Annotated in this window: 20 protein-coding genes; 13 read left to right on the forward strand and 7 right to left on the reverse strand. The window is 31.3% G+C overall.

Annotated features, from left to right (window positions below; all coding sequences use genetic code 11):
* Positions 1 to 11 precede the first annotated feature (11 nt).
* The 3 genes from B3M86_RS13120 to glsA form a co-directional block, all read right to left on the reverse strand.
* Positions 12 to 971 carry a YeiH family protein gene (locus tag B3M86_RS13120; RefSeq protein WP_115000367.1) on the reverse strand — a complete coding sequence of 320 codons (960 nt, stop codon included), beginning with the start codon at positions 969 to 971 and terminating at the stop codon, positions 12 to 14.
* Between the two features lie 73 nt (positions 972 to 1,044).
* Positions 1,045 to 1,938, reverse strand: coding sequence for a LysR family transcriptional regulator (locus B3M86_RS13125; RefSeq protein ID WP_219033970.1), 894 nt, complete (start codon positions 1,936 to 1,938; stop codon positions 1,045 to 1,047).
* Between the two features lie 6 nt (positions 1,939 to 1,944).
* Positions 1,945 to 2,886, reverse strand: a complete 942-nt coding sequence (glsA, locus tag B3M86_RS13130; RefSeq protein WP_371875726.1) for a glutaminase A — start codon at positions 2,884 to 2,886, stop codon at positions 1,945 to 1,947.
* Between the two features lie 184 nt (positions 2,887 to 3,070).
* Between glsA and B3M86_RS13135 the strand changes: the two genes are divergently transcribed.
* Together B3M86_RS13135 and B3M86_RS13140 are read left to right on the forward strand one after the other, a co-directional pair.
* On the forward strand, positions 3,071 to 4,087 hold the full coding sequence (locus B3M86_RS13135) for a YCF48-related protein (RefSeq protein ID WP_219033968.1): 1,017 nt from the start codon (positions 3,071 to 3,073) through the stop codon (positions 4,085 to 4,087).
* 246 nt (positions 4,088 to 4,333) lie between these two features.
* Positions 4,334 to 4,750: an OsmC family peroxiredoxin gene (locus tag B3M86_RS13140; RefSeq protein WP_115000360.1), complete on the forward strand. Its 417-nt coding sequence runs from the start codon at positions 4,334 to 4,336 to the stop codon at positions 4,748 to 4,750.
* 51 nt (positions 4,751 to 4,801) lie between these two features.
* Here the strand turns inward: B3M86_RS13140 and B3M86_RS13145 are convergent, their stop codons facing one another.
* A complete protein-coding gene (locus B3M86_RS13145) occupies positions 4,802 to 6,607 on the reverse strand; it encodes a CocE/NonD family hydrolase (protein ID WP_219034004.1) in 1,806 nt (601 codons plus the stop codon).
* Between the two features lie 218 nt (positions 6,608 to 6,825).
* Between B3M86_RS13145 and B3M86_RS13150 the strand changes: the two genes are divergently transcribed.
* The 8 genes from B3M86_RS13150 to B3M86_RS13185 are packed head-to-tail and all read left to right on the forward strand — an operon-like array spanning position 6,826 to position 11,099.
* Positions 6,826 to 7,272, forward strand: a complete 447-nt coding sequence (locus B3M86_RS13150) for an SRPBCC domain-containing protein (RefSeq protein ID WP_219033967.1) — start codon at positions 6,826 to 6,828, stop codon at positions 7,270 to 7,272.
* Between the two features lie 21 nt (positions 7,273 to 7,293).
* A complete protein-coding gene (locus B3M86_RS13155; RefSeq protein WP_125350071.1) occupies positions 7,294 to 7,701 on the forward strand; it encodes an SRPBCC family protein in 408 nt (135 codons plus the stop codon).
* Positions 7,702 to 7,713: 12 nt separating this feature from the next.
* Entirely contained in the window at positions 7,714 to 8,106 is a 393-nt protein-coding gene (locus B3M86_RS13160) for a VOC family protein (protein WP_125350072.1), read from the forward strand.
* Between the two features lie 3 nt (positions 8,107 to 8,109).
* Entirely contained in the window at positions 8,110 to 8,565 is a 456-nt protein-coding gene (locus tag B3M86_RS13165; protein WP_125350073.1) for an SRPBCC domain-containing protein, read from the forward strand.
* Positions 8,566 to 8,570: 5 nt separating this feature from the next.
* On the forward strand, positions 8,571 to 9,500 hold the full coding sequence (locus tag B3M86_RS13170; RefSeq protein WP_260509580.1) for a DUF1801 domain-containing protein: 930 nt from the start codon (positions 8,571 to 8,573) through the stop codon (positions 9,498 to 9,500).
* Positions 9,500 to 9,964 (forward strand): DUF1801 domain-containing protein, encoded by a 465-nt coding sequence (locus B3M86_RS13175; protein WP_219033965.1) that lies wholly within the window; start codon positions 9,500 to 9,502, stop codon positions 9,962 to 9,964. Before B3M86_RS13170 ends, B3M86_RS13175 begins: the two co-directional genes overlap by 1 nt.
* 3 nt (positions 9,965 to 9,967) lie before the next feature.
* Complete coding sequence (locus B3M86_RS13180) at positions 9,968 to 10,624, forward strand: DUF2461 domain-containing protein (protein WP_291076055.1); 657 nt, start codon at positions 9,968 to 9,970, stop codon at positions 10,622 to 10,624.
* Positions 10,625 to 10,652: 28 nt separating this feature from the next.
* Complete coding sequence (locus tag B3M86_RS13185) at positions 10,653 to 11,099, forward strand: VOC family protein (protein WP_280050962.1); 447 nt, start codon at positions 10,653 to 10,655, stop codon at positions 11,097 to 11,099.
* A 54-nt stretch (positions 11,100 to 11,153) separates the two neighbouring features.
* On the opposite strand, the gene B3M86_RS13190 is transcribed toward B3M86_RS13185, so the two are convergent.
* Positions 11,154 to 12,554: an alkaline phosphatase gene (locus tag B3M86_RS13190; RefSeq protein WP_219033963.1), complete on the reverse strand. Its 1,401-nt coding sequence runs from the start codon at positions 12,552 to 12,554 to the stop codon at positions 11,154 to 11,156.
* Between the two features lie 64 nt (positions 12,555 to 12,618).
* Positions 12,619 to 13,200 (reverse strand): DUF6642 family protein, encoded by a 582-nt coding sequence (locus tag B3M86_RS13195; protein ID WP_219033962.1) that lies wholly within the window; start codon positions 13,198 to 13,200, stop codon positions 12,619 to 12,621.
* Positions 13,201 to 13,307: 107 nt separating this feature from the next.
* Here B3M86_RS13195 and B3M86_RS13200 point away from each other — a divergent pair, with 107 nt between their 5' ends.
* The 3 genes from B3M86_RS13200 to B3M86_RS13210 all read left to right on the forward strand — a co-directional run bounded on the left by B3M86_RS13200 (position 13,308) and on the right by B3M86_RS13210 (position 17,740).
* Complete coding sequence (locus B3M86_RS13200; RefSeq protein WP_291076054.1) at positions 13,308 to 13,961, forward strand: class I SAM-dependent methyltransferase; 654 nt, start codon at positions 13,308 to 13,310, stop codon at positions 13,959 to 13,961.
* Between the two features lie 105 nt (positions 13,962 to 14,066).
* Positions 14,067 to 15,833 carry an AMP-dependent synthetase/ligase gene (locus tag B3M86_RS13205; protein WP_291076052.1) on the forward strand — a complete coding sequence of 589 codons (1,767 nt, stop codon included), beginning with the start codon at positions 14,067 to 14,069 and terminating at the stop codon, positions 15,831 to 15,833.
* A 131-nt stretch (positions 15,834 to 15,964) separates the two neighbouring features.
* Positions 15,965 to 17,740, forward strand: a complete 1,776-nt coding sequence (locus tag B3M86_RS13210; RefSeq protein WP_291048518.1) for an AMP-dependent synthetase/ligase — start codon at positions 15,965 to 15,967, stop codon at positions 17,738 to 17,740.
* A 148-nt stretch (positions 17,741 to 17,888) separates the two neighbouring features.
* Here the strand turns inward: B3M86_RS13210 and B3M86_RS13215 are convergent, their stop codons facing one another.
* Positions 17,889 to 18,164 carry a hypothetical protein gene (locus tag B3M86_RS13215; RefSeq protein ID WP_291072453.1) on the reverse strand — a complete coding sequence of 92 codons (276 nt, stop codon included), beginning with the start codon at positions 18,162 to 18,164 and terminating at the stop codon, positions 17,889 to 17,891.
* Positions 18,165 to 18,272 lie beyond the last annotated feature (108 nt).

Raw genomic sequence — 18,272 nt, forward strand, 5'->3', positions numbered from 1 at the left:
TCTGAATGATTTTAAGCTAAATTCATAATCATAATTAAACTTCCAACACCAATAATTACCCATAAAATAATCGCCATTAATAACGGTTTGTAGCCGATATTTTTCATCATTTTGAATGATAAACTTGTGCCGATTAAGAATAATGTAAGCGTAAGAGCAGCTTTAGATAGATCGATAATAATTGGACTAAATTGATGGACAAAAGGTACATAGGTATTCACACAAATAGCGATTAAAAATAGACCAATAAACCACGGAATATTAATTTTTGATGTGTTGTTTTTGAAAAACAATAAGGTTAAAAACGATAATGGAATAATCCAAAGTGCGCGAGCTAATTTCACTGTTGTAGCGATTTGTAAAGCTTCTTCTCCGTATTTACTTGCTGCTCCAACGACAGAACTTGTGTCGTGAATTGCGATAGCGCACCATAAACCAAATTCGTGTTGAGATAAGTTGAATAAATGTCCAAGCGGTGGGAAAATCAATAATGCAATTGAGTTTAATGTGAAAACTACTGCTAAAGCAACCGAAATTTGATTGGGTTTTGCTTTTGTAATTGGCGCGATTGCAGCGATTGCACTTCCTCCGCAAATTGCTGTTCCAGCGGAAATTAGGTAGCCTGTAGCTTTTTCAATTTTGAAGAGTTTGGTAAATAAAAATCCTAAAATCATCAACGTAGAAATACTTACAACGGTGAATACAATTCCTTCTTTTCCTGCTTGTATAGCCGAAAAAATATTCATTCCGAATCCTAAACCTACCACAGCAACTTTCAGTAAAGTGTTTGATACTTTTCGTGATTGTACTTCGTATGGATTTCCAAATATTTGCGCAACAACAAATCCTAAAACTAATGCGATAGGAGAGCTTATAAAAGGCATTAAACATAGAAATGCACAAATTAAAAAGATAACTTTTTGTGTAGTGAATTGTTGAAATAAGCCTTTTTCTGAATGTATAATTTTCATGATTTGAATAATTTTATGGTACAAATTTCTTGTACTTATTATTCAAAAAGAAATGATAAAAAGTAATCTATTATTACTTTAAGTTATAACTATTGCAAAAATTAATAAACAAATTCACCAATTTAGATTGATCACCTTCTGGAATGATAAAATTGAAATTACGTTCTATCACAAGGTTTTTAATGTCAATAATAGTTAAAGTTTGATTTTTAAGTTCTTGTAAAATAGATTGAATTGATAAAAACGCTAAAGCATCAGAATGTAACACATACGATTTTATACTTTCTGTACTTCCCAATTGAATTTCGATATTGAGTTCATTTAGCTTTATATTTTTCGATTTTAAAGCTAAATCAATGGTTTCTAAAGTTCCAGAACCAGGTTCCCGAAAAACCAACGGAATGTTCTTTAAATCATCTAATTTGATATTATTTTTGGTAAAAATAGAATGATTTTGACGAGAAACTAACACAATTTCATCTTTCATAAACGGAAAATAATGAAACGTTCTATTTTTGATTTGAGCTTCAATTAAACCGACATCGATTTTATGATTTCCTAATAATTCTTCAATTCTTTCCGAATTTTGAATCACCAAACTCAATTGAATTTCAGGAAATCTTTTTCGAAATTCTGCCAAAATAGGAGGTAATACATATTGCGCAATTGTCGTACTTGCACCCAAACGTAAAATTCCTTTTTGTTTTTCTTGTAATTGCCCAATTTCAAATTCCATTTTTTGATAAACAGAAAAAATTTCTTCTGTATATTTTAATAGAATTTCACCAGCTTTGGTCAATTTTATTTTCGTCCCATTTCGTTCAAATAACTTAATGTTAAGATTTAATTCAATTTCTTTAATGTGTTTTGTAACAGCTGGTTGTGTTATGTTTAATTCGTTTGCTGCTTTCGTGAAATTCAATCGTTTAGCAACCGTATCAAAAACTTTTAATCTAAAATCGAACATAAGAAATTATTGAAATAAGCTTAAATTGTATTGCTTTACCAAATCCAAAATCATATGATATCCAGCTGCGGAATTCCCATGTTCGTCAAGTGCAGGACTGAAAACGCCGATACCAATTTTGTTTGGAACGGAAACGGTAATTCCGCCACCAACGCCAGATTTACTTGGTAAACCAACGGTGCGTGAATATTTGCCACTAAATTCATACATTCCAGCAGTCAACATTTGAGATTGAATTAACTGTGAGATTTCTGGATTTTTATACGTTGCATCACCATCAAAACGTGTGCATTGATGCGCAAAGAAATAACCAATTTTAGCTAAATCTTCGGCAGTTACTTCGATAGAACATTGTTTGAAATAGTTGTTCAACTTTTCTTCATCACCTTCAATCAAGCCATTATTTTTCATCAAATAAAACATTCCACGATTTTTGTGTCCCGTTTCTTTTTCAGAATTATAAACGGATTTGCTATAATCTATCGAATTATTTTTGGTGATGTAGCGAACCATTTCAAGGATTTTTTTGAAAGGAATTTCACCTTCACCATCAATCATAGAAGTTGTTAAAATCGCACCAGCATTCATCATTGGATTCAGAGGTTTTCCTGTCGTTTCAAGGTTTGCGTAATGATTAAATGGTTTATCTGTTCCGAAATAACCCATTTTAGAAAATACATTTTTCTCCCCTTTTTCTGTAACAGCAATCATCAACGCAATGATTTTAGAAATACTTTGAATTGTAAATTTTTGATTGATATCGCCAACATTTATCACTTTACCATTTTCATTAACTACAGAAAAAGCAATTTTATCCGCTTGCATTTTTCCTAATTCTGGAATATAATCGGCAACTTTTCCTTCTTTGTAAAAAGCTTTATTTCTCTCAAGAATATCGTTTAATGTTTTTTCATTAATCTGTAAACTTCTCGAACTATTTTTTGACATATTTTGTCCATAAACAGTTTGATTAATTGGATTAAAACATGTTAAAGTAAGACTTAGAAGTAATGTTGAGAATGTATATCGTTTCATTTTATTTGATGTAAAACACAAACTTAAAAAATATTTGGTTGATTCGCCGAGATAAAATAGTTTTATATAAAATGTAGAATCTAAAATTTATAAAAAAATGAAATATTTCGTCCTATTGTTATCGAGTTTGTCTTTTGCGCAAACCTATCAAGTGATTAATGAGGAAAATTCGTCTGTTAGTTACCGAGGTTTGGCTTTTCAGGATGCAAAAACGTTTATTGTTTCTGGCTCAAAAAATACAATTGGTAAAACGATAGATGGTGGTAAAACATTTAGTTGGATTAACCCGAAAGTTGTTGAAAATAGAGATTTTAGAGATGTAGAAGTTTTAGGAAAAGATAACTATTTAGCTTTAGGAATTGATTCTCCTGCTTATGTTTTGCAAACGAAAGATGGCGGAAAATCATGGAATAAAGTGTATGAAAATAATGAAAAAGGTATTTTTTTAGATGCAATTTATGTGGATAAAACTTCGAAAAAGATTATTGTCTTGGGCGATCCAATGTCGCCAGATAAACCATTTGTATTAACGTCTTCGATTACTGATCCGACAAAATGGGAAGTTGCAAAATCGCTTCATGGTCAACCTTTGCGTTTAAAAAATCCGAAAGAAGCTTTTTTTGCTTCAAGTGGAAGTAATTTGTATGTAGATGCAAAGCAAACCTTGATTGTGACAGGAGGAGAGCTATCGAATTTATACTATTATACGCCAAAAGGTGGTCAAATGTATGCGTTAGAGAAAACAAAAAGTTCTACTTCTGGAATTAATGGAATGGCTTATGACGCAACAAATAATGTAGGATATTTGGTTGGTGGAGATTTTACAAAACCAGAAGATTCGAGCTATAATTTCTATAAATTTAAGTTGACAAATGGTAAAATTGCTTTTCAAGATTCATGGAAATATCCAACAGGATATAAATCTGGCGTAACAATTATTTCAAAAGATAAAGTCTTGGTTTGTGGATATTCTGGAGTGGATTATTCAGCAGATGGAGGACATAATTGGACAACTATTACACAAGATAGTTACAATACGTGTACAGTTTCGCCAGATAAGAAATATGTGATTTTGGTTGGGAATAAAGGAAAGATAGGAAAAGTTACGTTATAAAGATTTTCTAAAATTAAAATTAGATTAGAAATTGATTTTCAATTTTATAAATATTAGTTTCTTAGTAAATTTGAATAACCTAATACAATTCATAGTAAAGGGTGGTTAGTAGTTTTTTTAGTAAAAGTTCAGATATTTTTTATCTGAACTTTTTTCGTTAAAATTATTCTTAAAGTTGAGAATTAATTCTTCTTATGATTTCATAATCTTTAACTTTAATAAAATTCAATCTAAAAAATATTCAAAATGAAAAGAAGTGCAAAAGCAGTTTGGAATGGTTCGGTTACAGAAGGATCAGGAACATTAACCACACAAAGTACAGTATTAGATAATACGCAATATTCGTTCAAAAGTCGATTTGAAGAAGGAGTAGGAACAAACCCAGAAGAACTTCTGGCAGCGGCTCATGCAGGTTGTTTTACAATGAAAACTTCTGCATTACTTGGAGACGCAGGTTATACAGCAGAAAAATTAGAAACCGATTGTAAAATTGTTTTTGAAGGAGGAAAAGTTGTTCGATCAGAATTAAGTTTAACAGCAAGTATTCCTTCGATTACAGATGAAGAATTTCAGAAAATAGCAAAAGAGGCAGAAGAAACCTGTCCGATTAGTGTTTCATTTAGTTTCGAAAAAGTGTTGATTTCTGCAGTTTTAGTTGAATAAATTGATAGAATCAAAATAGAAAATCCAACAAATTACTTGTTGGATTTTTTGTTATTTCAAAACTGGAATTTCGATGTAAGAATCGTGATAAATTCGTTGTGTTTGTTTCAAGAAATCTTTCGCGGTTGCTTCATAAACATTCATAAATTGTTGCGGATTGCGGTCTGCTAAAGGAAACCATGTATTTTGAACTTGAATCATAATACGATGTCCTTTCTTGAAAGTATGTCCAACATCTGGCATAGAATACGTTACATTTGTTTTCAGATTAGGAACCATTGCTTCGGGTTTTTCAAAACTATTGCGGTATTTTCCTCGCATAATTTCGGCACGAATCAAATTTTGATATCCAGCCATCAATTTCCCATTATATTTTGGTGTATCTTCAGGAAAAACATCAATCAATTTTACTACATAATCAGCATCTGTTCCTGTTGATGAAACAAATAAATGATTTATAATTGGACCTGTGATTGTCATATCTTCCGTTAAAATATCGGTTTGATAAACCATAACATCAGGACGAGTTGACGCAAATCGTTGATCATCGACCATATATTCTCGTGGACGACTTTCTAAAACACCACCTTGATATGGAACAGGATTATTTGGATCTGCTACATATTCATCAAAACTTGTATTATTAGTCTGTTGAAAAGATATTTTTCCGTTGGCTTGCAAATACATTTTCTGAGTTGTCACATTCTTTGGTGGCCAAGTATCAAACTGTTTCCATTCGTTAGAACCTGTGATAAAGATTTGCGCTTCTGTCGGTTTGAAATTTCCTTTATCTTTTAAATAATAATTGAAAAAAGGTAATTCAATTTGTTGCTGATAATATTCACCTGTTGGCGTTCCAAACTGCATATCGCCAAACGTATCGGCTTTAGAGCGAACCCAACCACCATGAAACCATGGTCCAGCGACCAAAATATTTGTCGCATTCGGATTTTGCTTTTCAATTGCTTTATAAGTTTCAAAAGCACCATAAACATCCTCTGCGTCAAAGAAACCACCAACCGTCATCACAGCAGGTTTCACATTGGTAAGATGTGGCAAAGGATTTCTATCTTGCCAAAATTGATCATAATCAGGATGTGCAAACAAATCATTGTAGAATTTGATATTATCTTGAAAATATTTATCCTTCAATTCCTTTACAGATCCACCTTCTAAATAAAAACGGTAATTATCTTTGATTGGATATTCTAATGATTTTGGACCTTTATCTGGCGTAATTGGTTGCGGACGTTTTACACCAAATGACGACATAAATTTGAAAGAATCATTCAGAAATAATACACCATTGTGATGAAAATCGTCGCCTAAAAACCAATTCGTAACTGGTGCTTGTGGCGAAACAGCTTTCAAGGTTGGATGCGAATTAACTAAACTCATTGTTGAATAAAAACCAGGATAAGAAATTCCATAGATTCCAGCTTTTTGGTTGTAATTTTTCATGTTTTTTGCCAACCATTCCAATGTGTCGTACGTATCTGTACTTTCGTCAATCGCTTTTTTATTTTTCGTTTTATTAACAGGTCGTACATCTTCAAATTCACCCTCGCTCATCCATTTTCCTCTCACATCTTGGTACACGAAAATAAAACCTTCGCGCATTTCTGCAGGGAAATTTCCAAGCGATTTTTTATACTCATTTGCTCCATAAGGCGCTACGGTATAAGGTGTTCGATTAAGTAAAACAGGATATTTTTTGGTTTGATCTTTTGGCGTATAAATAGCCGTGAACAATTTCGTTCCATCTCGCATCGGAATCAATTGTTCGGTCTTTTCATAATGCTCTCTAACATAGGCAGAATCTGCTTTTGCAACTTGCGCATAGCTAATTCCACTCATCAAAATAAGACTAAGTAGAGTTGCTTTTTGAGTAAATTTTTTCACGTGTTTATCAATTTTACAATACTATAAATGTAAAAAACTTTTAAATTTTACACTTATAAATCGAATTATTTTCTACAAATGATTTCAATATCGATAAAGTTTTAATTATTTTTTATGAATTTGAAAATTCGAACACTTTTTTTGACTAAATTAGTTAGCCAAAATCAATTGAAATGAAGTTAACTGCAAAAGCAACAATTCAAATTCAGAAACCTAAAAATGAAGTTTTTGATGCGATTGTTAATCCAAATAAGATGAATCAATATTTTATCGCTTCTTCTACGGGTGCTATCGAAACTGGAAAAATTGTTGAATGGAAATTCCCTGAGTTTGATGATATTTTTCCTGTAATGGGAGGCGATTTAAAACAAGATGAATACATTTCGTTTGATTGGAGTGGCGGTGTTGATGATATGTTGGTGGAAATTTTTCTTGAAAAAGGAGAAAATGATTCGACAATTGTCAAAGTCATTGAACATGAAATGAATGATGATGAAGCTGGAATTAAGCAATTGATGGGACAAACAGAAGGTTGGGCTAATTTCTTGGCTTGTTTGAAAGCTTATCTCGAATATGGAATTAATTTGCGCAAAGGTGCTTTTGATTTTATGAAACCTTAAAAATGAACAAAAGACATACGTATGATCACAATCGAAACAATAATAAATGCTCCAATAGATCAAGTTTGGAAAGCTTTTAATTCTCCTGAAGATATTGTAAAATGGAATCAAGCTTCTGATGATTGGCATTGTCCGAAAGCAGAAAATGATTTGCAAGTTGGTGGAAAATTAAAGAGTACGATGGCTGCGAAAGATGGCAGTTTTCAATTCGAATTTGAAGCTAAATATGATGAAATCATTCCAAATAAATTTATTCGTTATTACATCGCAGATGGTCGTAAGGTTGAAATTAATTTTCATGAAGAAAATAATTTAACCAAAATCACAGAAAAATTTGAACCAGAAAGTCAAAATCCTACTGAAATGCAACAACAAGGTTGGCAAGCTATTTTGAATAGTTTCAAAAATTATGTTGAATCAAATCGATAAAAATAGTAGAAGATGGAAGAAAATAAATCGAAAATTGGTCAAATGGTTTGGGCTGATTTAACTGTTGAAAATTCGACTGAATTAAAAGATTTTTACAAAGAAGTGATTGGTTGGGAAGTCAAAAATGTTGCGATGAAAGATGGCGAAGAAGAATACAATGATTATGCAATGATGTCTTCTCCAGAAAATGCGGCTGGTGGAGTTTGTACGAAACGTGGTATGAATAAAGGAATTCCTTCTCAATGGATTATGTACATTAGTGTAGAAAATGTTGCGGAAAGTTTACAAAAAGCGTTGGAAATGGGAGGGAAATCTATTCATGAGATTAAAAATAAAGAAGGAAATCTTCAATTTGCAATTGTAGAAGATCCTGCTGGAGCTGTTTTTGGATTAGCAAATGCTTAAAATATGAAAAAAGTATCGTTTACAGAAGTAATTTATGCGCAGCCTAAACATGTGCATAAAGTAATGATTGCGCCAGATTCGTATAAAATTTGGACGAAATCGTTTAGTGAAACTTCAGATTTTAAAGGAGATTGGTCCGAAGGTTCTCATGTTTATTTCACTTATGATACCGAGAAAGGTTCGGCAGCGATGATTGCTACAATAGATGAAAATATTATTGGAAAATCAATCAAAATGCGTCATATAGGAAAGCTGAATGAAGAAGGTCAAGAAATTTTTGATGGACCAGAAATTGATGCGTGGAAAAATACAGAAGAAACCTATAAAATGGAAGATGTAGAAGGTCACACACGATTAACCTGTTCGGTGGAGATAGATGATCAGGTTTTTCCAGAAACTCAAGTCAGAGAAATGTGGATAAATGCACTGCGCAAACTGAAAGAGATTTGCGAAGATTAATTATGATGACAGATAATTTCACAACTATTGATGAATATATTCTTGGGTTTGATCAAGCTAAACAGGAGATTTTAGAAAACGTAAGAAAAATTATTCATGAAGCTGTACCAAGAGCAATGGAAACGATTAATTATAAAATGCCAACATTTCGTTTGAATGGAAATGTGATTCATTTTGCGATGTTCAAAAATCATGTAGGGATTTATCCTGGAGCAGAAACAATCGAACATTTTAAAAATGATTTAACCGATTATAAAACATCAAAAGGTACAATACAACTTCCTTTGGATAAAGTTTTACCGAAGAAATTATTGAGAGAAATTGTGTTGTATAAAGTTAGTTTGATGAAAGATCAGAAAGCTGAAGAATGGACGAAATACAATGGTAATTGGGCAGAAGCGAATGAGAAAATTCAACAAGTTGTAAATGAAACGGAACTTGTAAAAGAGTTTAAATGGGGTGGAGATATTTATACGTTTAACAAGAAAAATGTGTTGGCATTTAGTGGTTTCAAAAATCATTTTGCGTTGTGGTTTCACAATGGCGTTTTCTTGAAAGATCAATATAAAGTTTTGGTGAATGCGAATGAAGAAAAAACGAAAGCTTTGCGTCAATGGAGATTTAATTCTGCCGATGAAATTGATGTCGAAAAAGTAAGAGAATATGTCTTAGAAGCGATTCAATTGGTGAAAGACGGAAAGGAAATAAAACCTCAAAAATCTGTACCAAAAGAAGTTGATGGGATTTTGAAAGAAACTCTAAATCAAAACAATAAATTATTTACTTCATTTAAAGCTTTAACTTCAGGAAGACAAAAAGAATACATCGAATATATTGATGAAGCAAAACAAGAGAAAACGAAAATTTCTCGCATCGAAAAAATAAAACCTATGATTTTAGAAGGAAAAGGTTTGAATGATAAATATCGAAAATAATGCAATATGAAGTCGCAAATTTAGAAGAATATTTAACGTCAATTCCAGTAGAAAGAAAAGAAGCTGTTGAGAAATTAATTAAAATTTTGGCAGATAAATTACCCACTGGTTTCGAGTTGCAGTTGAGCTATGGTCATCTTGGGTTTGTTGTACCGTTTTCACTTTATCCGAATGGTTATCATTGCGATCCGAAATCACCGTTGCCGTTTATCAATATTGCTTCTCAAAAGAATTTCATTGCGTTATATCACATGGGAATTTATATGGACAATAAATTGCTGAATTGGTTTGTTGATGAATATCCAAAATACTCAAAACGTAAATTAGATATGGGAAAAAGTTGTATTCGTTTCAAAAAAGTGGAGGATATTCCGTTCGAATTAATCGGAAAATTAGCGCAAAAAATTACGCCACAAGAATGGATAGAAAATTATGAAAAAGTTCTACTTAATCGAAAAAAATAAATCATGTCACAAATCGATAAATTTTTAAATAAATTACAAAAAAATAATAACCGCGAATGGTTTACAGAACATAAAGTTGAATTTGATACAGCGAAAGCTGAAGCAGATTCAATTTTCAATGTGATTTACCAAGAATTAAGTAAAAAGGAAGAATTAGAACCGCTTAAAATTTATAGAATTTACAGAGATGTTCGTTTTTCTCATGATAAAACTCCTTATAAAACTCATTTTTCTGCGCAAACAGGTCGCAAAAAACCGCTTAATAGAGGTGGGTATTATTTCCATATTCAACCGAATCATAATTTTATAGGTGTTGGTTTTTGGGGACCAGAGCGCGATGATTTGCTTCGTATCAGAAAAGATATTGAAGTTTCGGATGAATTAGCAAAGATTTTGCAATCAAAAACGATTCAGAAAGAATTTGGAGAAATGCAAGGAGATGAAGTGAAATCTGCGCCAAAAGGTTTCTCTAAAGATCATGAACGAATTGAATTATTACGTAAAAAGCAATATTTGTTTATTAAGAATTTTACAGATGAAGAAGTTTTAGCAAAAGATTTTCCGCAGAAAGTGGCGAAATCAATTCAAGTTCTTCAACCATTTTTAGATTATATGACCGAGGTTTTAACAACCGATGAAAATGGTCAACCATTATATTAAAAAAATAATCACAAAAAAACACTATATTATGGCTAAAGTACACGCTTACTTAAATTTTAACGGAGATTGCGAAAAGGCATTTCAGTTTTATGAAACTGTTTTTGAAACGCAAAATATTGGGATGTATAAAATGGTAGATATGCCGCCAAATCCAGAATTTCAGATTCCAGAAAGTGCAAAGGATAAAGTTTCGCATGTGGCATTGTTTATTAATGAAACAACAATGTTAATGGGTTCTGATATTATTGAAGAATTTGGACATCAATACAAAGCTGGAAATAATAATTACATTATGCTTGATGTTGATAATCCCGCAGAAGCGCATCAATTATATGATCGTCTTTCGGTAAATGCAAAATCGTTAGAAATGCCTTTGGCTGAGCAGTTTTTTGCTGAGCTTTATGCGTCTTTTATTGATCAATTTGGAACACCTTGGATGATTCATTTCGAAGGAAATAAAGCGCATTCGATGTAAAATATAGTTTAAGAATAAAACATAAAACCTCTCAACTTGAGAGGTTTTTGTTTACTATACATTTACGTTCGTTGCTTGTAACATAAGTTGATGAAGATCTGTATTTTTTACAAATGGCTTCAACAAATCACTTCCTGGTCCATACATAGCTAATTCTACATAATCGCCCGAGTGATCCATACTTATCCAACCTACATTGTTGTGTTTTTTCTGAATTTCAGAGAAAAATTTGAACGGAAGCTTTTTGAAATTATATAATCCTTCTTCTTTATCCAAACCTTTGTAAAAATCTAACATATGTTTTGCTTCATCATCAGTTAAACTAAAACCATTTGTTTCGACAATCCAATCTTTGATTTCTTGTATATTAAAATCTTCGTGAATTTCATTCAAAATATGTTCGTTGGTATATTTATAATTAACAATACTTTCAAATTTTTTGTTTACATCAGCTCCATAAATAGTTCCTGGATTTGCATTTCCGTGATCAGTTGTGATGATAACTAACGTATTTCCATCCTTTTCAGCAAAATCCATTACAGTTTTGATTGTTTCATCAAATGCAATTTGATCATTTATTAATCCTGCAACATCATTTGCATGTGCCGCCCAATCCACTTTTCCAGCTTCTACTTGCAATACAAAACCATTTTGATGATCTTTCAAATTATCAATCGCAACCTTAGTCATTTCGGCAAGTGTAGGAATAGATTTATTTTTTGAGAGATTTTTATGATCGATTGCGTAAGGAATTGCTCCAGTATTGAAAATACCTAATAGAGATTTATTGTTTTGAGATTTTCCTAATTCCTCCTTTGTTTTCGCAATTTGATAGCCTTTATTTTTATAAATAGCATACAAATCTTTCTTGTCTTCTCTTTTGGATGAATTAAAAAACTCATCACCACCACCTAATAAAACATCAATGCCAATTTCGGCATATTTTTCAGCTATCTCTGGTTCTGCATTTCTACTTGCAGAATTTATACAAAAACCAGCTGGAGTGGCATGAGTAATAGTAACTGTAGTCACACACCCTGTTCTTTTACCCGCTTTTTTGAACTTTTGCCAAATCGGAACATGATGTTCTCCATTCGTGCTAATATTTAATACGCCATTTTTCACACGAATTCCACCTCCAAAAGCTGAACTTGCAGCAGCTGAATCGGTAACAATAGAACTTGCAGAAGCGGTGTCCATTAAAGCTCTTTTTACTTTATTTTCTTCATAAAGATTTATCCAATTACCATTTTTTCCATGCAATTGTATGTTGTACAAATTAGCCATAGCAAGAGTTCCGGAACTCATTCCATCACTTATCATAAAAATAATATTCTTTGCAGAATTTGTAGAAAGATTAGGTTTGATTTTATTTTGAGCAAATAAATCGAAAGGATTTAGAATTAAGCCTGTAGAAATTAATGCCGATCCTCTAAGAAATTTACGTCTATCCATTTTATTATTTTTGTAAATGAATAGATTATTTCTGAGAAGTGTTTTAGCTTATTGTTAAATCTTATTAATGATACAATCTAAATCCTAATTTCAGGCATATATTGGCGTGTTTATCAAACAATGCATGTACAAGCTCTTCTTCGTCATCAATTTCTTTTGCTAAACAAAAATAATATTGATCTAAAATTGTACTCAAAATTGGAGAAGGGTTTACATATCCAGATAAGGCTTTTGCTCCTGTAACATCAATAAAATATTGAAAACTTTCGTCTTCCAAATTTAAACTCATTGTATTTGCAAAATGAACAATTTTATCGGTTAGTTTTCCTTGAAAAATTTCTGCTACTTCTTCCAAACTATAGTAATAATCATCAATTTGAATTTGATTTCCTTCGCCTTCAAAAACTAAATAAATGATTTTATAATCTCTAAAATATTTATCATGATAAAGAAGATTGGTCAAACTTTCTTCGAAACCTTCAAAGCTATCAGTCGTTTTATAAACATTTGTAATCTGAAATTCTCGAGCCAAATGTTCCAAAAATTCCAATAATTGCGAATCATTTTGCTCTTCAATATCTGCTACAGATTCCAAACAAAACAATTTGAAATCATCTTCGTCTTCAGTTCGTATAATATCCTTCATCTATTTTACTATTTTTCAAAGGTAAGATGTAATTTTTAAATGATTAAAATCACGCGAACAATGATTAATATTTATTAATTTAGAATTATTCTATATAAATAAATTTAATGAAAAATAATATTGATTTACAAAATCTTGCGGAACAATTGAGTTGTCCAAATGGAGACGAAGGAATTGAAGTTGGTGAGCAAATGAATGAAAGTAATTTTGGTATGATAAAAACGACAATAGATCATTTACAATTACAAAATAAAGAACAAATATTAGAGTTAGGTCATGGAAATTGTAAGCATTTACCTTATGTATTAAATCAAGCAAAGGATTTAGAATATATTGGTTTAGAACTTTCACAGGTCATGAAAAATAGTGCTATCATGAACAATTCTGATTATTTGAATTCAAGTATTAGGTTTGAAATAATTATGGATGAAAGAATTCATTTTTATGAAAAACGATTTGATAAAATTTTTACGGTGAATACAATCTATTTTTGGAAAAATCCTAAACTTTTCTTGAGTGAAATTTATAGAGTCTTGAAATTCAACGGGAAATTTGCGCTTACTTTTGCTAAAAAGGAATTTATGGAAACATTGCCTTTTACTCAATTTGGCTTCAATTTGTACACAGAAGATGAAGTGATAAAACTATTGAAATCAGCTAAATTTTCTATTGAAGATACAAAAACATTTTCGGAAAGTGCGATTAGCAAAGCTGGCGAAAAAGTTGAAAGAGAGTATAGTATAATTATTGCAAAAAAATAAAATGATTTTTATTGATAATAAACTTAATTTTTTTGAGAAAAGAATGAGCAAATAATTTCTAAAGTAGAAAGAATTAGCAGAAATTTGTATCCTTATTTCAAGAATATGAAACAACCACAAAGAGTATTCGATTTACCTCGATTTCAAGAAAAAAATACACCTAACATTTCTATTTTTAATTACAAAGAAAAAGGAGAATGGAAGGGAATTTCGACAACAGATTTTATCAATCGAGTAAATAATATTTCGAAAGGTTTGATTGCAAATGGTGTTCAACCAAATGATAAAGTTGCGTTGATTAGCGAAAATCGTTTGGAATGGAATTTAGTAGATTTTGCAATTCAGCAAATTGGAGCTGTTGTTGTGGCAATTTATCCCAATATTTCGGACAATGATTACGAATTTATCCTAAATGATGCCGAAATCAAACTTTGTTTTGTGAGTAATGATGCTTTATATCAACGATTATTAGGAATCAAAGATCATATTCCAAATCTTGAACAAGTTTATACATTTAATACTTATCCGCATACACCAAATTGGATTGAGCTAATTTCGAAAGGAATTTCTATTGCTGATGATGTACTACAAACGAAGATGGACAATGTAAAACTAACTGATTTAGCAACTCTTATTTATACTTCTGGAACAACGGGAAATCCGAAAGGTGTGATGCTTTCTCACGAAAATTTATTAGCTGATGTTAATAGTTCCGAATATTCTTTTCCTGTAAAAGCGTATGATAAAGCGTTGTCTTTTTTACCTGCTTGTCATGCGTATGAACGCGTCTTTCAATATGTGTACATCAAAATGGGCTTACCAATTTATTTTGCGCAATCAATGGATACAATTGGGCAAGATATGAAAGAAGTTCAACCGCATATTTTTTCGGCTGTTCCACGTGTTTTAGAGAAAGTTTATGATAAAATCATGGCGACTGGAGAACAATTGACAGGAGTTAAAAGAGCTTTATTCTTTTGGGCAATTTCGTTAGGAGAACAGTATGATTTAGACGAATCGAAGCTTTCGGCTTGGTATAAATTTCAATTAAACATTGCTCGAAAATTAATTTTTTCGAAATGGAAAGCAGCGCTTGGTGGTAATGTAAAAGGAATTGCTTCGGGAAGTGCAACTTTACAAACTCGTTTATTAAAATTGTATTTAGCTGCCGGAATTCCAATTTACGAAGGTTATGGTTTAACAGAAGCTGGACCTTGTTTATCTGTAAATTGTATCAAACGTGGAATGAAAATAGGAACTGTAGGGATTCCTTTGATTGATATTGAAATTAAATTAGCTGAAGACGGAGAAATCTTAGCAAAAGGGAAAAATATCATGCAAGGATATTATAAAAATCCAGTAGCAACTGCTGAAGTTTTGAAAGATGGTTGGTTGTATACGGGCGATATTGGCGAATGGGTTGATAATAAATTCTTAAAAATTATCGATCGTAAAAAAGAAATGTTCAAAACTTCTGGAGGAAAATATGTTGTCCCACAACAAATTGAGAAAATTCTTTCAGAATCTAATTATGTCGAACAAATTATGGTTGTTGGAGAAGGACGAAAATTCCCTGCTGCTTTGGTTATTCCTTCGTATGAAAACTGCATTGATTGGGCAAAAGCAAATGAATCTTCATTGATTAATTTACCTCATGAAGAGTTTTTAACGCATCCAAAAATTTATGAATTGATAGGAAATGAAATCAATAAATTAAATGTCAATTTTGGAAATTGGGAAAAGATTAAAAAATTTCATTTATTACCTTATGAATTTACAATTGAAGCGGGAGAATTAACGCCAACTTTGAAAATGAAACGTAAAATTATTTCAGAAAAATATAAAAATGAAATTGACGGAATTTATCAATAAAAACATTAATTTTTTAGAAAAATAACGAAGCAAGATTTTTATTAATCTTGCTTTTTTCGTGAAATAAAACTGATTTATGAAAATTTTGCACCAAATTTGCACTCTTTTTTATAAAGTTTAGTATTTAAAAAATGAATAATCCTACACGAATTTTTGACTTAGCTTATCGTCAACAAGAACTTTACCCCAATCATAATATGTTTGCAAGTAAAATTGATGGCGAATGGAAGTTTACAAAACCAGCCGAATTTATTGCGCAAACAAGAGAAATTTCGAAAGGTTTATTAGCTCTGGGAGTTAAACCTGGCGATCGAGTAGGACTTGTGTGCGAAAGCCGCTATGAATGGCATGTGATTGATTTTGCAATTCAGCAAATTGGTGCGGTTGTGGTAGCGATTTATCCAAATATTACAGATTTTGAATATCAATTTATCTTCAATGATGCCGAAATACAATTGTGTATTGTAAGTACAAAAAATTTGTATGAACGTATCAATAATATGTTTGGGACAATTTATAGTTTAGAATATGTTTTTGCAATTAATGAGTTCCCAGATTCTAGAAATTGGTCAGAATTAAAAGAAATTGGAAAAGATATAACAGACGAATATGTAAATAATCTTAGTTCAATTGTTCGAAATTCAGATTTAGCAACTTTAATTTATACGTCTGGAACAACAGGAAAACCGAAAGGTGTAATGTTGTCTCATAATAATTTGGTTTCGAATTTTATTGCGGCAAAAGAAATTGTTGTGTTAGAAGAAGGAACAAGAGGTTTGACTTTTTTACCGCCTTGTCATACATACGAAAGAACTGTAATTTATACCTATTTATATATTGGTGTAACGGTTTATTTCGCCGAAGGTTTTGAAAAAATTGGTGATAATATCAATGAAGTACAACCTCATATCATGACTGCTGTTCCTCGAGTGATGGAAAAAGTTTATGAGAAAATCCTAAAAACAGGTAGCGCTTTAACAGGAAAAAAACGAAAAGTTTTTGATTGGGCGATTAATATTGCTTCTCAATATGAACCTGATGCGAAGAAACGATCTTTGGTGTATAATGTGAAGTTAGCTTTAGCTCGAAAATTAGTTTTGAATAAATTTTATGAAGCGTTAGGAGGTAATTTCAAATATATTATTTCGGGAAGTGCTTCGTTGCAAGGTAAAATTGCGCGTGTTTTTATGGCGGCTGGATTACCATTTTTTGAAGGATATGGAATGACGGAAACTTCGCCTTTAATCACTGTAAATAATCCGCATAAATTAGGTGTTCGAATAGGGACTGTGGGTTCACCAATAAAAGATGTTAAGGTAAAATTAGCCGAAGATGGAGAAATTTTGGTTCAAGGTCCTAATGTGATGATGGGCTATTATAAAAATCAAAAAGCGACCGATGAGGTCATTATTGATGGATGGTTGCACACAGGTGATATTGGAGTTTGGGAGGAAGGAGAAGGTCATTTCTTGAAAATCATTGATCGTAAAAAGGAAATGTTCAAAATTTCTGGTGGAAAATATGTTGTTCCTCAACCAATTGAAACAAAACTTGTCGAATCAAATTTTATTGAGCAAGCAATGGTTGTTGGTGATGCGCAAAAATTTGCGTCAGCTTTTATTGTTCCGAATTATGCAAATCTGAAAGAATGGGCAAAAGAAAATGCACCTGAAATTAGTAATCTTTCTCGCGATGAATTCATAGCATCTACAGAAGTTCATAAAGTAATTAATCAAGAAGTTCGTAAAGCAAATCAGTTTTTTGGAAATTGGGAACAGATTAAGAAACCAGCAATTTTAGCGCATGAATTTACGATTGAAGGTGAAGAATTAACTCCAACTTTGAAATTAAAACGTAAAGTTATTCTAAAGAAATATCAGAAAGAATTCGAAGAAATTTATAAATAAAAAAATCCCTCAATTCATAATGAGTTGAGGGATTTTTTTATGGATTCATTCTTTCGTTAGTATAACCACGAATCACAGTATAATCTACTTTTTCAATACTATCCATAAAAGAAGCGTTATCGGTATATATAATAAAATCTACTTTCTCTTAGCTATTTCCATGAGTTTCAAATTCATTATAAAGTGAATTAACTTGAAGTTTACCATTATTCTCTCTTAAGAATAATTCAAAAAATGAATCATTTTCTCCTTTTGGAATAAAATAATTAGTTGGTAAATGTTTACAATCACAATTATCAGTGCTTAAATAATAGTGTCCAGAACATTGTAATTCATATAATTTAATATCTCCAATTATATAAGACTTTTTAAAATCAGAACTGCAAGAGTAAAATAATAAGAGAAATAAAATTAGATATTTCATAATTGTAATAGTTATGACGAATATAATTCTTTTTAAGTTGAAGATAAAATTTTTGAAAAACTCATCATTTTACGCTATTTTCGACGAATTCTTTTCAAAATTACAAAA

The sequence above is a fragment of the Empedobacter sp. UBA6305 genome (assembly GCF_002440405.1).
Lineage (GTDB): Bacteria > Bacteroidota > Bacteroidia > Flavobacteriales > Weeksellaceae > Empedobacter > Empedobacter falsenii_B.

Bases quoted from the DNA above. Each gene is read 5' to 3' on its own strand.
- B3M86_RS13120 (WP_115000367.1), bottom strand. From the start codon at position 971: ATGAAAATTATACATTCAGAAAAAGGCTTATTTCAACAATTCACTACA.
- B3M86_RS13125 (WP_219033970.1), bottom strand. From the start codon at position 1,938: ATGTTCGATTTTAGATTAAAAGTTTTTGATACGGTTGCTAAACGATTG.
- glsA (WP_371875726.1), bottom strand. From the start codon at position 2,886: ATGTCAAAAAATAGTTCGAGAAGTTTACAGATTAATGAAAAAACATTA.
- B3M86_RS13135 (WP_219033968.1), top strand. From the start codon at position 3,071: ATGAAATATTTCGTCCTATTGTTATCGAGTTTGTCTTTTGCGCAAACC.
- B3M86_RS13140 (WP_115000360.1), top strand. From the start codon at position 4,334: ATGAAAAGAAGTGCAAAAGCAGTTTGGAATGGTTCGGTTACAGAAGGA.
- B3M86_RS13145 (WP_219034004.1), bottom strand. From the start codon at position 6,607: ATGAGTGGAATTAGCTATGCGCAAGTTGCAAAAGCAGATTCTGCCTAT.
- B3M86_RS13150 (WP_219033967.1), top strand. From the start codon at position 6,826: ATGAAGTTAACTGCAAAAGCAACAATTCAAATTCAGAAACCTAAAAAT.
- B3M86_RS13155 (WP_125350071.1), top strand. From the start codon at position 7,294: ATGATCACAATCGAAACAATAATAAATGCTCCAATAGATCAAGTTTGG.
- B3M86_RS13160 (WP_125350072.1), top strand. From the start codon at position 7,714: ATGGAAGAAAATAAATCGAAAATTGGTCAAATGGTTTGGGCTGATTTA.
- B3M86_RS13165 (WP_125350073.1), top strand. From the start codon at position 8,110: ATGAAAAAAGTATCGTTTACAGAAGTAATTTATGCGCAGCCTAAACAT.
- B3M86_RS13170 (WP_260509580.1), top strand. From the start codon at position 8,571: ATGACAGATAATTTCACAACTATTGATGAATATATTCTTGGGTTTGAT.
- B3M86_RS13175 (WP_219033965.1), top strand. From the start codon at position 9,500: ATGCAATATGAAGTCGCAAATTTAGAAGAATATTTAACGTCAATTCCA.
- B3M86_RS13180 (WP_291076055.1), top strand. From the start codon at position 9,968: ATGTCACAAATCGATAAATTTTTAAATAAATTACAAAAAAATAATAAC.
- B3M86_RS13185 (WP_280050962.1), top strand. From the start codon at position 10,653: ATGGCTAAAGTACACGCTTACTTAAATTTTAACGGAGATTGCGAAAAG.
- B3M86_RS13190 (WP_219033963.1), bottom strand. From the start codon at position 12,554: ATGGATAGACGTAAATTTCTTAGAGGATCGGCATTAATTTCTACAGGC.
- B3M86_RS13195 (WP_219033962.1), bottom strand. From the start codon at position 13,200: ATGAAGGATATTATACGAACTGAAGACGAAGATGATTTCAAATTGTTT.
- B3M86_RS13200 (WP_291076054.1), top strand. From the start codon at position 13,308: ATGAAAAATAATATTGATTTACAAAATCTTGCGGAACAATTGAGTTGT.
- B3M86_RS13205 (WP_291076052.1), top strand. From the start codon at position 14,067: ATGAAACAACCACAAAGAGTATTCGATTTACCTCGATTTCAAGAAAAA.
- B3M86_RS13210 (WP_291048518.1), top strand. From the start codon at position 15,965: ATGAATAATCCTACACGAATTTTTGACTTAGCTTATCGTCAACAAGAA.
- B3M86_RS13215 (WP_291072453.1), bottom strand. From the start codon at position 18,164: ATGAAATATCTAATTTTATTTCTCTTATTATTTTACTCTTGCAGTTCT.